The following is a 15,878-nucleotide window of genomic DNA, read 5'->3' on the forward strand; positions in this document are numbered from 1 at the left end:
CCCAGGCGTCTGGATAAAAAAGGATAGTCCTCCGCCTAGTTTGGGAGCATATTTAATCCAGTAATGATCTGGAGTGGGTTGTTATGACCGTAAAATTCCCATCTGCCCACGACGTTTCGCGGCGTGGTTCTTGCGTTGACCTCGTCAAGATGACGCAAATACAGTGAAGGCTCCCGACCTCCCTGCAAACGAAACGGAACGCTTGGCGGCGTTGCATGCGCTCAAGGTGCTCGATACGCCCGCCGAAGCGCGCTTTGACCGCATCACTCGAGTCGTACAGCGATATTTCGACGTCCCGATCGCCTTGGTGTCTCTGGTCGATGAGGGGCGGCAGTGGTTCAAGTCGTGCGTAGGGCTGGACGTGGCCGAGACATCACGCGAGATCTCCTTCTGCGGCCACGCCATCCTGAACCAGGACATCATGATTGTCCCCGATGCCTCTGAGGATCCGCGCTTCGCTGACAATCCGTTAGTAACCGGCAATCCCAATATCCGTTTCTATGCTGGGGCGCCGTTGCGTGCGCCGAGCGGCGAGCGAGTCGGTACGCTGTGCATTATCGATGTGCGGCGGAGGGAATTCAGCGCCGAGGACATCGCCACGCTGCGCGACCTTGCCGATTGCGTGGAAGAGGAAGTGGCGCGCTCGGCGTTGGAAGAAAGTGAGCAGCGTGCGCGCTTGGCGCAAACCGTCCTGAAGTCACTCATCGATAACGTGGCCGATGGCATCGTGACCATCGACCACCGGGGCCTGATCGAGATTTTCAATCCAGCCGCGGAAGATCTGTTCGGCTATAACGGGGCCGAAGTCATCGGCCACAACGTCAAGATGCTCATGCCCGAGCCATATCGTAGTCAACAAGATAGCTATCTGCAGAATTTCTTTACCCTCGGCACACATAAAACCATCGGCATCGGCCGGGAATTCATCGGACAGCGCCGGGACGGAAGCACATTCCCGATGGATCTCACCGTAAGCGAGATGCTAATCAACGGCAAGCGCAGGTTTACTGGCATCGTGCGTGATATTACCTATCGCAAGGAGTTGCAACTCACCCAAAGGCTGCAGCAAGCCATTTTGCGATCCAGCGACGACGCGATCATCAGCAAGACACTGGACGGCATCATTACCAGCTGGAACCCAGGGGCTGAAAGGATATTCGGCTATCGCGCCGATGAAGCGATCGGTCAGTCTATGGGGCTGGTGATCCCCCACGAGCAAATAAATGAGGAATCCGAGATACTGGCGAAGATCGCGCACGATGAGAGCGTGGATCACTTCGAGACGGTGAGGCGGCGCAAGGACGGTTCATTGATCGATGTCTCCATCACGATCTCCCCGCTCATTGATGAGCATGGCATTGTCACAGGCTTGACCAAGATCGCACGTGACATTACCGCACGCAAGCAGAGCGAGCGTGAATTGCAGAGATCTTCGCAACTGGTCAAGGCGGTGGTCGATACCATCGCGGACGGGATCATCACCATGGACAATCAGGGCATCGTGCAGTCGTTCAACGGCGCGGCGGAGAAAATGTTCGGTCGGACCGAAGCCCAGACCATCGGTCAGCCCCTGACCCTGCTGATGCCGCCGCGCTACCGCGACGCTCATTCGGCGGGTTTGGCGCGTCTGCGCGCCGGTGAAGCGAGGCGGGTCCACGGAGTAGTCGAAGTGCATGGGCTGCGTGCGGACGGCGGCGAGTTTCCGCTGGAACTGGCACTGACTGAGATGGGGGCAGTTGGCCAGATGATGTTTGTCGGCGCCATACGGGACATTACGGAGCGCCAACGCAATATGGCGATTCTGACCGAGGAGCGCAGACGCCTGTTCGACACTCTCGATGGCGCGAATGTCGGCACTTTTGAATGGGACTTGCAGTCGGACGCGCTTTCGTTGGACGAGCGCAGTGCAAACTACATAGGGTTCGGGCACGCAGAGTTAATGCCAGCCCGCATGAAGACCTGGACGAATCGCATTCACCCGGAAGACCTGGAGGGTATGAAAAGACTGCTGAATGAGCACCTGGCCCATCAGTCAGGTCACTATGCATTCGACGCGCGTGTGCGCCACAAGGACGGGCACTGGGTGTGGCTGCATTGCAGCAGCCGCGTGACGAGCCGAACGGCCGATGGCAAACCCCTGCTAATGTCAGGAACCCATCAGGACGTTACGGCCCAGAAGTCTAGCCAGGCCGCAGTGTTGGCGGCACGCGCGCAGGCCGAAGCCGCCAACGAGGCTAAGAGCATCTTCCTGGCCAACATGAGCCACGAGATCCGCTCGCCGCTCAACGCGATTTTGGGCCTGGCTTATTTGCTGGAACAGGCCAACATTGACCTGAACGCGCAACAGATGGTGCGCAAGATCAGGAGCTCGGGTCGCATGTTGCTGGGCCTCATCAGCGACATCTTGGATATGTCAAAAATTGAAGCTGGCCAGATGATCTTGGAGCAGGCCACCTTCGATCTGGAGACGGTCGTTGACAACGTGGCCACGGCCCTGGGGATGGCCATTGGCGATAAAGACATTGAAGCTGTCGTCTCGCCCCTGCCCGAAGGCGTGCACAGCATCATGGGCGACGCCACGCGCTTGCAGCAGGTGCTGATCAACTTGGTGAGCAACGCGGCCAAATTCACACATAGCGGGAGCATCGAGGTGCGCATCGAATTGCCGGGGCGCACCGATGAGACCGATTGGCTGCGCTTCAGTGTTCACGACACCGGTATCGGTATCGCCCCTGAGAAGCAAGGCGGTGTCTTTGAAGCCTTCACCCAGGCCGACACGTCCACCACCCGGCGCTTTGGCGGCACCGGCCTGGGGCTCTCGATCAGCCGCCAACTGGTGGCCTTGATGGGCAGTGAGCTGGGTCTTAACAGCGTGCCCGGCCAGGGCAGTGAGTTCTGGTTTACCCTGCCGCTCAAGCGCGTCGAGGCGGCGCAGGACGCACTCGATAGTCTGGCCGAACTTGAGTTGCTGATCGTCGACGACAGCGAGGTCTCGTTGCAAGCGCTGGGCGCGGTGGCGCAGCAACTGGGTTGGCGCGTGAATAAGCTCGACTCCGGTGCCTCAGCACTGGCGCTCCTGCTTGAGCACCAGGGTGCCAAGTACCCGGATGTAGTGCTGCTGGACTGGAAGATGCCGGGTATGGACGGGCTGGCCGTGATGCGCGCCATCCGCGCCGGCATGTCCCAGAGCGAATGTCCGATCGTGATCATGGCCACGGCCCATGACATCACGAAGCTTGCCAGCCAGACAGGCGCAGAACTGGCAGATGCCACTCTGAGCAAGCCCGTGACTGCATCCGCCCTCAAGCAAGCGGTGCTGCAGGCGCAGCTCCATTGCAGCGCCCCTCAACACAGTGCGCCTTCGGTCGTGGGCGCAGCCAGCGACCTGCTGGCGGGAGTACGCGTGTTGGTGGTAGACGACTCCGACATCAACCGCGAGGTGGCGCAACGCATCTTGACGGGTCACGCCGCCACGGTGGCCCTGGCCGAAGACGGTCAACAGGCCCTGGACTGGTTGCTGGCGCACCCCTTGGAGGTGGACCTGGTGCTGATGGACATGCAAATGCCGGTGCTCGACGGATTGGAGGCCACACGCCGCCTGCGCCGCCTGCCCGAGTTCGACGACCTGCCCATTGTGGTCCTGACTGCTGGGGCGTTCGAGTCGCAGCGGCAGGAGGCCATGGACGCTGGCATGACGGCGTTTGCCAGCAAGCCCTTTGATGTGCCGCTCACCGTTGACTTGATTCGGCGCTTGCGCCGACCCGCCAAGCTGCAGGCAGCCGTGGCAGAGGGAACTTGCCTCGATGCGGTGGCCACGTCAGCGCTCGCGACCGCTCCAGAAGCATCCGCGCCGGTGGGGGTCATGGATGCCGCACAGGGATTGGCCATCTGGTCAGACCTGGCGTCCTACCAGACCTATCTGCGCCGCTTTGCCGAGAGTTACCGAGACGCCGCCGAGACGATGCGCACCCACCTGGCCAGTAGCGACCGGCCCGGCGCTGCCGCGCTGGCCCACAAACTCTCGGGGGTAGCGGCCAACCTGGCCTTGCCTGATACCCGCCGCGCCGCGCAGGAGTTAGGGCGGGTGCTGGGCATGCAGGACGATGTCGAGTCGGCACTGGTCGATTTGAGCCGGGCGCTGGCGGCGGTGCTGGCAGAGATCAACAGCTACGCGCCGCCTGTTGATCAGGCCAATGCGGCAACCGGTACAGCCGCAGTTGCAGCGCCGCTCTTGTCTGCGCCTGAGCAGTTGGCGCTGAAGAAACAGCTGAACCAATTGCTGCAGGCACTGGACTCTGACGATCCGGCGCGAATCAAGAAAGAGATGACGGCGCTGGCCCAGCAGTTACCGACAGGCGCGCTGGCCGCCATTGAGGTCAGCGTGCTGGGCTACGACTTTCGGGGTGCAGAAGCCCACACGCTTCAGATCGCAGTCGATTACACAATAGATTTTGAGATGAAATCATGAGCCTTAAAACGATATTGATCGTGGACGACGAACCGGCCAACCTGGCCATCATGGATGGTATTCTGGCGGACAGCTATACGCTGGTGACGGCCCGCAATGGAGCTGAGGCGCTAAGGGCCGTGGTCAAGCACAGGCCCTCACTGGTGTTGCTCGATATTGGCTTGCCAGACATCGATGGCTACGCGTTATGCCGACAGATCAGGCAGCTCGACTCCGCGCACGACATGCAGGTCATCTTTGTCACGGGTTATGGCGACGCCGCGCATGAGGCGGCCGGTTTCGAAGCCGGCGGCGTGGACTACATCGTCAAGCCACTCATGCCCCAGATTGTGCGGGCCAGAGTGAGCGCGCATCTGGCGCGCGTGCAGGTGAGCGCCTTGGAGCAAAGCTACCACGCAGCGATCCTGATGCTGGGCCACGCCGGGCATTACAACGACACCGATACCGGCGCCCATATCTGGCGCATGGCGGCCTACTCGCGCGCCCTGGCCGTGGCCTGCGGCTGGGACGACGACAGCAGTGCGCGCCTGGAACTGGCCGCACCGATGCACGACACCGGCAAGCTCGGTGTGCCGCAGGCCATTCTGCGCAAGCCCGGGCCGCTGAATGAGGAGGAGTGGATCGTCATGCGCACGCATCCGCAGATAGGCTTCGACATCTTGAGCGCGAGCGATGCGCCCGTCTTCAAGCTGGCCGCCGAGATTGCGCTGTGCCATCACGAAAAGTGGGATGGCAGCGGCTACCCGGCGGGCTTGAAAGGCCAGGACATACCTCAGTCGGCACGCATCGTAGCGATGGCTGATGTGTTCGATGCGCTGAGCATGAAGCGACCCTACAAGGAGCCGTGGCCGCTGGCGATGATATTGGTGCAACTCGAAGCCGGCTCAGGCACGCACTTCGACCCGGAACTGGTGGTTTTATTTAACGGCATCCTGCCACAGATTCTTGCCATCCAGAGCCACTGGGACGATGCCGAAGTAGGTGTATTGGACTCTAACTACTCAATCCCGAAGACCGTCGGGGCTGAACTAGAATGATCCTAAGATCGCCGGCCGGTGGCCACTAATTTCGGGTGTTATACGGTCAAATGAGCATTTCACCAAGCATTAATGTACATCTGACCTCCAATTACATTGGAGGTCACTCGTGGCAGAAATGATTAACCAGACCTGTAGCTGTCCTTGTGGCAAATCCACTTTTGCCATTACTAGTCGCCCATTCGCAAGGTTCGTGTGCCACTGCACTATTTGCCAGTCGTTGTATCGCGCGCCGTTCGCTGACGTAACCTTACTCTGGGCCAAAAGCGTTGTTCTGCCCGAGACTAACAATATTCAATTTAAGACATACCGCAGCCCTCCGGCGCTCAGCCGTGGATCCTGCGCATCGTGTGGTTTGCCTGCCGCCGGGTTTCTGACTGTCGCACCCTTTCTTCGTTTGGCGTTCATTCCAAGCCGGAACTACCCAGGGTCTTATGTTCTTCCCGCCGTAGCACTTCACATCTTCTACCATTCGCGAGTGGGGGACATAGACGACCATCTCCCAAAATGCAGTGGCTACTGGCGTAGCCAGTTGGCTGTTACTAAACTGGTCTTGGGGGCCGGATTTCCCGGCTTGGCTGATCCATAACAAGGTACTCCAGCCGATGAACCACTTTGGCAGTTCTTTGTTTTCCTGTAAGCCGAGCGCGATCATTACGTATTCAGCAGGGCAATGGGGCGGGATGCGTGCAGCTGTTGGAATGCGTACGTTTCTTTCGGAACTGGGCTGCCTGCCAGTTTCTGCAATGATACATGTGCCCAAGGCTCAAGAAATTTTTAACGCAGATGGTTCAATGCTGGTCCGAGAGGATCAAGACGCATGTTTTGATTATTTTGGCCGAACATTCAATCAATTGACTTGGTGGGCTCAAGCAGCGAAGGAATATCGAACGCAGGTTGACCCGCATAAGCTGGTAAAGGATTTCAAGACGGATCCATCCGAACGCAACGTCTCTTCGTGCGATTAGCATAACAATCGGCGCGTAAGCCGGATGTTATGCAAGACGTTCGTCTTGACGTACGTACTTTAAAGCGTACACTTGGTGAAAAATTGAACACGCAAGAGGTGCTTCATGACCGGAATCACAGCAACTGAGGCGCGCAGCAACCTTTATCGGTTGATTGACGAGACCGCTGAGTCCCACCAACCAATCGTCATCATGGGTAAACGGAACAAAGCCGTCTTGGTATCCGAAGAAGACTGGTCGGCAATTCAAGAAACACTTTACCTGCTCTCCGTACCAGGTATGCGGGAGTCTATTCGTGAGGGGATGGATACCCCTGTGAACCAATGCGATGAGGAGCTGGACTGGTGACATGGAAGTTGGTTTACGCCAAGCTAGCCCAGAAAGATGCAAAGAAATTGGCCTCCAGAGGCCTCAAGCCAAAAGCCCAGGAATTGTTGAAACTGATTGCGGTAGACCCATATCGCAAACCGCCTCCGTTTGAAAAGCTAATCGGTGATCTTGCGGGAGCCTACTCACGTCGCATCAACATTCAACATCGTCTGGTCTACCAAGTACTCGAGGACGAGCGAGTGGTGAAAGTTCTCAGGCTCTGGAGTCACTACGAATGATGCATAACTAGCCGCTGTTGCCGGACAATTTTTCCACCGCTTCGTGGCTTATCTAGCGGCTCCAAACTTGCCACAAAGCTTTGCGTTCTGTGTTTTTGGAGAACTAAGTGAATATTGGTATTTTTATCTACCCTGACGCTGAAGTCCTCGATTTTTCTGGGCCATTCGAAGTCTTCTCCACCGCATCGCGTTTGTGTGAAACTGAAAATCCGTTCTCAGTGTTTTTAATTGCCGAGGGCGGTGCAACCGTTTCGGCCCGCGGCGGTTACAAGGTCCTTCCAGGTTATTCGATCGAGGATCACCCGCCACTAGATGTGCTGATTATTTCGGGCGGTGTTCATACCGCTCAAATGGAAAATACGACGGTCATCAATTGGATCAAGCGTCAAGCTGAGTCCGTGAAGCTGATGGCTACCGTTTGCACTGGTATCTTTTTACTGGCCAATGCTATTCAGACTCTGTCGTGCAAGGTCACGACACATTGGGAAGACATCCCAGAGCTTAGAACAATGTTCGGCCGCCTCGATGTACTCGAAGGTGTTCGATGGGTTGATGAGGGCAGTATTGTGAGCTCAAGCGGCATATCTGCTGGTATTGATATGAGCCTGCACCTGGTGAGTAGATTGCACAGTGAAAAATTGGCGGAAAACACAGCGCGTCAAATGGAATTCGCATGGACACAAAACACATAATAAACCGCGTAAGGCGGTCGGTTTCTCATCCGCCGCTTCGCCCCGCGTTCTACAGAGTGTTCGTCTTGACGTACGTACTTGGAAACGTACATTAGACACAGGCCGAGCACGTCAGCGGTGCATCATGATCGACAATACCGCAACTGAGGCGCGCAGCAATATTTATCGCTTTTTTGACAAATCGGCCGTGTGCTATTAAGCAATTACGATTTTTGACGTTAGTTAGAGGGAAGATGTATTTTGAAGAAAGTAATAATGTTTGAATATGAGAAAGAAACAAAAAATAGCGTTCGTTACAAGGAGACTCCTGACGAAGGCACTGCCCCTATATTGGGTACTTTATATTTTCAGAAATGGTTTGCTGGTGATTGCAAATCAATTGAAATAACGATAGATAAAAAAACCAGTTAACTGTGGTTTGTTGAATGTATCTGTTCTGTGCCTTTAAGTCCTAATCTAGTTCTTGAGTGCAGGTTCTGTTTTGACTATAATTTTCGGCTTTATCTTCGCTCCAGGTTATTAAAATGAATGACACCAAGTCACTACCAGCCCTACCAGATCGGCTATCCAGCAATCCCCGCAGCCCGCACTACGTGGAAGAGATTTTTGAAAATAATATCGGTATCAAGCTGAATGGAAAAGAGCGTACCAATGTCGAGGAATATTGCATCAGTGAAGGTTGGGTAAAAACCCCTTCGCCGAAAGCGTTGGATCGTCGCGGGCAACCCCTGTTGATTATCCTGAAAGGTAAGGTTGAGGCCTTTTATAGTTAAGTTACCCAGTAATGTGATGCTTGTGACCTTTTGATTGCGCTCAGTTTACCTAAGACTAGGGAATATATTTTGACCAATAATGATATTTTACGCCGTGTACGTTATACATTTGATTTGAAGGACAGCGTGGTAATCGACATTTTCTCATTAGCAGATTGTGCTGTTACAGCAGATCAGGTGAGTGCATGGTTGAAAAAGGAAGAGGATGATACCTATCTTAAAATGCAAGATAGAGAACTGGTCGCTTTTCTGAATGGATTTATTAACTTCAAGCGCGGTAAGCGTGATGGGGCGCAGCCAGTATTAGAAGAACGCCTGAATAATAATATGGTTTTCCAGAAATTGCGGATTGCGCTTAATTTAAAAGCCGAAGATGTTCTGGATATTATGGAGTTGGCTGATTTTCGTTTGAGTAAGCACGAATTAAGTGCTTTTTTCCGTAAGCCAGACAACAAGAATTATCGAGAGTGTAAAGATCAAATTCTTCGCAAATTCTTGTCAGGTATTCAGCTCCAATTGAGACCAGGGGATTCTGAACTGGAGTCATAGTCAGTCGTTACTTATCCGATTCATATCATGGCGCATTGGTTTTGTTCGGGGTTGCGCTCGGCTCCCCCACCGCAAGCTCATTGGGAAAACGGCGGATCACGAGTGTCAAAGCAAAACCAGTGGTCAGGACCAACATGGTAAAGCCAAACGCGGCGGTAAAGCCTCCTGAGGTGCCGATTAGCCAGCCTGCGATGGCTGGGCCGAGGAACTGGCCAACGGCAAAGAACAGGGTCGCAAAGCTGAATGCGATGGGGATATAACGGGGTGCGACCTGGTCTGTTGCACTGGTTTGAATCATCGCAAAGACCCCGTTGAGAGACACCCCCATAATCACGAAGTGAAAGAAGAAGTAGGGCAGCGTCTGCTCAATGAGTGGTAATCCCATGGATACGATTACCAGGAAGATCGATATCGACAGGGCATTCCCTCGCCCCCAGAAGTCGGATACCCAACCCCACAGCGGCCCTGCAATAATTGATAGCAGGCCCATCATCGCTACATAGCGTCCTGCAGTGGATTCGCTGTACCCGCTCTCCACCATAAAACTGACCATAAATACCGTCTGAACGATATAGCCCAGACCGATAATGCCATAGGTGGCGGCTACAATAAGCACGCGAGGGTTACGGTAGATCAACCACTTTTCGTCTGCTGGCAGTTGGCCCCCGGCGCTGGTATGAGCTCGCGGGGGATTGTGTACGAACAGGCTAATCATCACTGCGACGAACAGGGCAGTGCCTGCAAACACAGCCCAGCTGACGCGCCAACCCTGATCTCCAAACGCGGTGAACAGAAAAGGCACCAGTAAGCCGGTTGCTAGAATACCGATACCCACACCACTGGTCATGCAGCCGATTACCAGCCCCCGTTTCTCGGGAAACCAAGCGGCCAACAAGGCCACCATGGGTGCAAACGCGAAGGCGGCGCCGATACCCAGCAACCCCATCAGGATCGCCAGCAGCCAGAAATTCGCTGCAAACGCGAGACCTACAAAGCCCAGCACCACCATGAGCATGCCAAACACGATTGATGCCTTGGCTCCCCAACGTGCAGCCGCCAGACCGCCGATCAGAACGAAGCAGACATAGCAAAGGGCCGAGACCGTGCTGAGAATGCCGGCTTGCTGATAGGACAATCCTAGGTCTGTGCGCATTGAGGGCAATATGACCCCGTATGCCAGACGGCCAAAGCCAATCACAACCAGGGACGTTAGGGTACCGCACAGCACGGTAATGAATATGTTTGGGCGGTTCATGCTTTGGGGCATTGAAACTCTCTTATCACCTTGTTTTACAGGGGGCAGGTTACCCTTTTTCTGCGGTGGTAGCATCTTGCTTGGGTTGCAAAAACAACAACAATGGAGGTTGATAAATGCAACAACCAAAGCAAGCGAAAAATGTTTGGCGGGCACTGTTTTACACGGTGGTGTCTGCGCTGGCGGGAATTCAGCTCGGTCGCATGGCTGATATTGGCTCTCGCCGCAAGATCATGGGCTGGGGTCTGGCGGTCTGGAGTGGTTTTACCGCTTTGACTGGTGCTGCCGGGAGTTTCATGAGCTTCCTGATCATCCGTATGGGGGGTTGGTGTGGGTGAGGCCAGCTACGCACCGGCTGCCAATTCAATGATTGGAGATCTGTTTCCGGCGCACATGCGTGCCCGGACGATGGGCATTTTTATGCTGGGGATGCCGGTGGGCCTGTTACTGGCTTATTTCACTGTGGGTTTGATGGTGACGGCCTTTGATAGCTGGCGGGCACCGTTTTTCATCGCGGCGGTACCCGGGCTAATCCTGGCAATATTTATTTTCAGGATTAAAGAGCCACTGCGCGGTTCGTCCGAGGTAGCGCAAGCTTCGACTGACCCGGTAAGCAATCCGGTACGAAAGATTTTTGCGGTTCCCACCTTTTGGTGGCTGGTGTTGGCTGGACTGGCGTTTAATTTTGCGTCCTACGCGTGCAACACCTTTATGTACCTTTATTGCAACGCTATTTTAATCTGCCACTGCAGCAAGCCGCGGTGGCAACGGGTCTTATCGTTGGTGTGACCGGTTTGATCGGCCTGACCCTCGGCGGTTGGATTACCGATAAAGTGCATCATCGCTGGGCCAGAGGCCGCATGCTATTTGGTGCAATCAGTATGTTGATTGCTGCAGCGGCAACCGCCTATGCGCTGATTGCCGGGCAGATTGAGGTGAGCATGTTTGTAGGGATATTCGCCATTGGTTGGCTGTTTTCCTATAACTTTTTCACTACGACCTATACTGCTATGCAGGATGTGATTGAACCGCGCTTGCGGGGTACGGCTATGGCGCTGTTTTTTGCTGCCTTGTATTTGCTGGGCGGTGGTATGGGCCCTTTGGCGGTTGGCTTGTTGTCCGATTACTTCTCAAACGCCGCGCAGCTGGCGGCCGGTGCCGAGCAGATGAATGAAGTGTTCAAGGCGCAGGGTTTGCATGACGCTATGCTCTTGATTCCGCTCGGTCTGTTGGTGGCTATGCTGGCGCTGTTTTGTGCTTCGCGCACCTTTGTTGCTGATGCCCGAAAAATGAAAGACGGCTTACGTGCCTCTGCGTCCGAGTTGGTTAGTCGCTGATTTTTTGAGGGTGTGAAGGCGGGTAAGCTAGGTCTGCAATCCGCTTCGATTCAGTAGTCATTGTCTGTGCTCTCATGGCCTTCAAGGATATCCCGTTATGACCGCCTATTTTATTCAGGCCTTTATCTATCTGGTATCCGCCGTTATTGCCGTCCCGCTGGCGAAACGCTTTGGTTTGGGATCGGTGCTGGGATATTTGGTCGCAGGCGTCGTGATCGGTCCGGTCACGGGTCTGGTTGGGCAGGAAACCACGACCATCCAGCACTTTGCCGAGTTTGGCGTAGTGATGATGTTATTTCTGGTGGGCATGGAGCTTGATCCCAAAGCTCTATGGGCAATGCGTGTACGCCTGATCGGCCTGGGCGGCTTGCAGGTCGTGCTGACAGCTGCCGCTGGCATGCTTGTGGCGTGGTGGCTGGGACTCGTCTGGCAAACGGCGTTGACGGTTGGTTTTGTGTTTGCGCTTTCCTCCACGGCAATTGTGCTGCAAACCCTGGAAGAAAAAGGCTTGGAGAAAACGGAAGGAGGGCGTAGCTCCTTTTCGGTCCTGCTGTTCCAGGACATCGCAGTGATACCCATGTTGGCGTTGATTCCACTCCTGGCGTTGCCCGCATTGATGGGCGGCTCTGCCGGTGCCGTTGCGCAACATAGTGATCTTAGTCTGGTGGCAAATCTGCCCGGTTGGGCGCACGCATTGGTGGTGATCGTTGCCGTCGCCGCGGTGATTGTCGGTGGCTACTATCTTAGCCGTCCGCTCTTTCGTTACGTTGTGCAGTCGGGCCTGCGGGAAGTATTTACCGCTACGGCGCTGATGTTGGTAATCGGTATTGCTGCGCTGATGAGCCTGGTGAATCTGTCGCCCGCACTGGGTGCCTTTCTGGCCGGCCTAGTGCTGGCCAACAGCGAATTTCGGCATGAACTTGAAGCTAATATCGAACCTTTTAAAGGCCTGCTTCTGGGACTTTTTTTTATTACGGTTGGGGCTGGCATAAACTTCGATATATTGGCCCAGGAGTGGGCCACGGTGGTGTCCCTCGGGGTGGCTGTCCTCACAGTTAAAGCGTTGATCTTGTTGGCGCTGGCGCTTATTTTTCGGATCAAGGGCAGTAACGGCTGGTTGTTTACGCTGAGTCTTGCCCAAGCCGGCGAATTCGGTTTTGTGCTTTTGACGTACAGCGTGCAGAACAGTGTCATTCCCGATGACATCGCACAGATTCTCTCGTTGGTTGTGGCGTTCTCCATGTTCCTCACGCCAGTACTGTTCATCATTTACGATCGGGTGGTGCTGCCCCGTTATAGGCGTTCACAAAATGATGATCGCGAGGCGGACACCATAGATGAGATCGCGCCGGTGATTGTGGCTGGTGTGGGGCGCTTCGGGCAGATTGTCTGTCGGCTACTCAGGGCCAACAACATACCTATTGTTGTTCTGGATCATGAGATCAAACAGATCGAGAACGTGCGTCAGATTCATATCAAAAGCTTTTTTGGCGATGCCAGCCGCCACGATCTACTTAAAACCGCTGGGATTGCCAGCGCTCGTTTACTGGTGGTTGCTATTGATGATCGTCACCGGGCGACGCAAATGGTCGAACATGTGAAAAAGCTTTATCCGGGTGTCTGGGTTTTGGCCCGTGCGTTTGACCGTGGCCATGGTTATGAACTGAGGGCCGCTGGTGCCGATGACGTAGTCAGCGAGACGTATCATTCTGCACTCGAGTTGGGTGGCCATGCGCTCACGGCGCTGGGTATTCATCCGCTAAGGGCTAAGCAAATGACATGGTCCTTCGTGCAAAACGAAGCGGCCCATGAGGATGAGTTGTTCGCTGCCTGGAAAGAGATCGAAGAGGGCATTGCCTTCAGTCCCCGCTATGGAGAGCTGTTCATGAAGCTGGAAGGCGCATTGAGCAGCGCCATGCAGAAAGATTGGGAGGAGCCCAAAAAGGAAGATGTTCCGGTCTGGACGCCGCCGCAAGCGAATGACTGACCACGATCAATCTCGGGTTGGAAGCTTCCTGCGGGTAACTGGTGCAACATTGACCTGTGTCCCATAACCCGTTGGCGTGTGTGTTAGCGTAAGGCCTCCCTTGGATACTGTTGAATAGACGGAGGCTCTCATGCTGGAACGCCTGCAACGCCGCTTGGGACTGCAGATCATACCGGGGGTGTTTTTCACCTCGGCGGGTATCGCAGCGCTGTTTGTTGCGCTGGCGATCCCGTTCGACGCTGTTGTTGCTGACAGCTTTGGGCTGCTTACTGGCTGGGTGGCGCGTAATCTCGGTTGGTTCTACATTCTGTCCGTTAGCGCTCTGCTGATCTTTCTGCTCGGTCTGGCATTCAGCCGCTACGGCAACATCCGTCTGGGCGCGGATGACAGCCGTCCCGATTACTCCAATCTGACCTGGTTTACCATGCTGTTCGCCGCCGGCATCGGTACTATTCTGATGTTCTGGGGCGTGGCGGAACCCATTTCTCATTTTGCCAATCCACCCTTTGATGGCGTACAGCCAGGTTCGGAGCAGGCTGCCAGCGATGCCATGACCATTGCGCTTTACCACTTCGGTCTTCACACCTGGACCATCTTTGCCATGCCCGGGTTGGCAATCGCATACTTTTCCTATCGCCATAACCTGCCCATGTGCATCAGCAGTCTGTTCTACCCGCTTATTGGGGACCGTGCGTTCGGACCCTGGGGTTGGGCAGTGGATGTGATTGCCGTGCTGGGCACCCTGTTTGGCGTGGCAACTTCGCTGGGCCTTGGGACGCTGCAGCTCAACAGCGGTCTGAACTATCTATTTGATGTGCCTTCTACCGGTCTGGTGCAGGTGATCCTGATTGCAGTCATTACCAGCATTGCTGCTATATCGGTAGCGCTGGGTTTGGACAAGGGGGTAAGGCGGCTGTCGCAACTCAATATTGTGCTGGCCATGGCCTTGCTCGGCTTTGTTTTTATCGTTGGCCCGACAGTTTTCATTGCTGAGGGCATGGTTCAGAGCATAGGTGATTATCTTGACGCCTTGCCGCGTTTGGCATTCTGGACCGAGACCTTCAAGGACACTGACTGGCAACGGCAGTGGACGTTGTTCTACTGGGCCTGGACCATTTCTTGGGCGCCTTATGTGGGTATCTTTATTGCGCGTATTTCCCGGGGGCGCACTATCCGAGAGTTTGTGGCCGGTGTACTGTTCGCGCCTACCGCCTTCACTCTTGTGTGGTTTGGCATCTTCGGCCTATCGGCTATTCAGGTGGAAATGAACGGTCAGATAGCCCTTGCCGAGCAGGTGCAGCAGGATCCTTCGGTGGCCATTTTTGCTTTCCTGCAAGCTCTTCCGCTGTCGGGGCTTGCCTCGGCCCTGAGCGTGATGATTATAGTGATTTTCTTTACTACCTCATCGGACTCCGCTTCCTTGGTCATTGATATGCTGACGCGCCGGGACGACCAGCCTTCGCTGGTGCGCCAGCGTATTTTCTGGGCGGTGGCTCAAGGTGTGATCGCCGGTACGCTGTTGCTGGCTGGTGGGCTGGACGCCTTGCAAAACGTGATTACGTCCCTGGGTTTGCCGTTCTGTATTCTGCTGATTTTTATGGCAGTCGCGCTTTTCAGAGCTCTGAGGGCAGACTATCGGGGCTACAGCATGAATGAGCTGGTTCAGGGGAAAGCTTTCCCGGAAGTGGTGGCCACCGCTGAAACTGCACAGGAGAACGACCATGTATCGGAAACTGTTGATCGCCATTGATCCTGAGGATGATGGCGAAGCCAAATGCGCTCTGGAGACGGCCATGACTCTGCTGGCCGAGGACGGCGAGCTCCACCTAGCCAGTGTGTACAGTCCGGGTGGCGGTGGGTTCTTTCCGTATGTGACGGAAGAGGCGCCGGAGCAGAAAGAGGCGGAGGTTCGGCAGACACTTGATCTGCTTGGGCGCAAATACCTGCCTATGAATCGCAACGCAAGTCTGCACGTGGTAGCGGGCAGCGCGGGTGAGAAGTTGGTAGGCCTGGCAGGGCAGCTGTGTGCTGACTTGATGGTGCTGGTATCCCGTGGCAGCAGTGGACGCTGGTCTTTGCGTCGGGCAACGGTGGAGTATATTTCGGTCAATGCGCCCTGTCCGGTACTTGTGCTGCCGTCACTGGAGAAGCCCAGTGCTCAGGAAGCGGACGAAGAGGGTGGCAGCGCTGGCGGCATTCATTAG

General features: G+C 55.3%; 12 protein-coding genes and 1 pseudogene. 12 read left to right on the forward strand and 1 reads right to left on the reverse strand.

What is annotated here, in order from left to right; translation table 11 throughout:
* Positions 1-163 precede the first annotated feature (163 nt).
* The 8 genes from ACJAXR_RS07390 to ACJAXR_RS07425 all read left to right on the forward strand — a co-directional run bounded on the left by ACJAXR_RS07390 (position 164) and on the right by ACJAXR_RS07425 (position 9,095).
* Positions 164-4,468, forward strand: a complete 4,305-nt coding sequence (locus tag ACJAXR_RS07390; RefSeq protein WP_415057616.1) for a PAS domain S-box protein — start codon at positions 164-166, stop codon at positions 4,466-4,468.
* A complete protein-coding gene (locus ACJAXR_RS07395) occupies positions 4,465-5,505 on the forward strand; it encodes an HD-GYP domain-containing protein (RefSeq protein ID WP_415057617.1) in 1,041 nt (346 codons plus the stop codon). The genes ACJAXR_RS07390 and ACJAXR_RS07395 overlap by 4 nt, the downstream gene beginning before the upstream one ends.
* A 605-nt stretch (positions 5,506-6,110) precedes the next feature.
* On the forward strand, positions 6,111-6,473 hold the full coding sequence (locus ACJAXR_RS07400) for an NADPH-dependent FMN reductase (RefSeq protein WP_415057618.1): 363 nt from the start codon (positions 6,111-6,113) through the stop codon (positions 6,471-6,473).
* A gap of 105 nt (positions 6,474-6,578) precedes the next feature.
* Positions 6,579-6,821 carry a type II toxin-antitoxin system Phd/YefM family antitoxin gene (locus ACJAXR_RS07405; RefSeq protein WP_415057619.1) on the forward strand — a complete coding sequence of 81 codons (243 nt, stop codon included), beginning with the start codon at positions 6,579-6,581 and terminating at the stop codon, positions 6,819-6,821.
* Positions 6,818-7,081, forward strand: coding sequence for a Txe/YoeB family addiction module toxin (locus ACJAXR_RS07410; RefSeq protein ID WP_415057620.1), 264 nt, complete (start codon positions 6,818-6,820; stop codon positions 7,079-7,081). The genes ACJAXR_RS07405 and ACJAXR_RS07410 overlap by 4 nt, the downstream gene beginning before the upstream one ends.
* A 107-nt stretch (positions 7,082-7,188) precedes the next feature.
* Positions 7,189-7,773 carry a DJ-1/PfpI family protein gene (locus ACJAXR_RS07415; RefSeq protein WP_415057621.1) on the forward strand — a complete coding sequence of 195 codons (585 nt, stop codon included), beginning with the start codon at positions 7,189-7,191 and terminating at the stop codon, positions 7,771-7,773.
* A gap of 524 nt (positions 7,774-8,297) precedes the next feature.
* Entirely contained in the window at positions 8,298-8,546 is a 249-nt protein-coding gene (locus ACJAXR_RS07420) for a DUF3297 family protein (RefSeq protein ID WP_415057622.1), read from the forward strand.
* A 69-nt stretch (positions 8,547-8,615) separates the two neighbouring features.
* Positions 8,616-9,095 carry a DUF1456 family protein gene (locus ACJAXR_RS07425; RefSeq protein WP_415057623.1) on the forward strand — a complete coding sequence of 160 codons (480 nt, stop codon included), beginning with the start codon at positions 8,616-8,618 and terminating at the stop codon, positions 9,093-9,095.
* A 25-nt stretch (positions 9,096-9,120) separates the two neighbouring features.
* Here the strand turns inward: ACJAXR_RS07425 and ACJAXR_RS07430 are convergent, their stop codons facing one another.
* Entirely contained in the window at positions 9,121-10,362 is a 1,242-nt protein-coding gene (locus ACJAXR_RS07430; protein ID WP_415057624.1) for an MFS transporter, read from the reverse strand.
* A gap of 104 nt (positions 10,363-10,466) precedes the next feature.
* On the opposite strand from ACJAXR_RS07430, the pseudogene ACJAXR_RS07435 reads away from it, so the two are divergent.
* The 4 genes and pseudogenes from ACJAXR_RS07435 (at position 10,467) to ACJAXR_RS07450 (ending at position 15,878) form a co-directional block, all read left to right on the forward strand.
* Positions 10,467-11,687: pseudogene (locus ACJAXR_RS07435) on the forward strand (spinster family MFS transporter).
* Between the two features lie 97 nt (positions 11,688-11,784).
* Positions 11,785-13,674 carry a monovalent cation:proton antiporter-2 (CPA2) family protein gene (locus ACJAXR_RS07440; RefSeq protein ID WP_415057625.1) on the forward strand — a complete coding sequence of 630 codons (1,890 nt, stop codon included), beginning with the start codon at positions 11,785-11,787 and terminating at the stop codon, positions 13,672-13,674.
* Between the two features lie 130 nt (positions 13,675-13,804).
* The gene (locus ACJAXR_RS07445; RefSeq protein ID WP_415057626.1) at positions 13,805-15,424 is read left to right on the forward strand and encodes a BCCT family transporter; all 1,620 of its coding nucleotides are present in this window, start codon (positions 13,805-13,807) and stop codon (positions 15,422-15,424) included.
* Positions 15,396-15,878, forward strand: coding sequence for a universal stress protein (locus tag ACJAXR_RS07450; protein WP_415057627.1), 483 nt, complete (start codon positions 15,396-15,398; stop codon positions 15,876-15,878). Before ACJAXR_RS07445 ends, ACJAXR_RS07450 begins: the two co-directional genes overlap by 29 nt.

Source organism: Halopseudomonas sp. (assembly GCF_047631575.1).
Classification (GTDB): Bacteria; Pseudomonadota; Gammaproteobacteria; order Pseudomonadales; family Pseudomonadaceae; genus Halopseudomonas.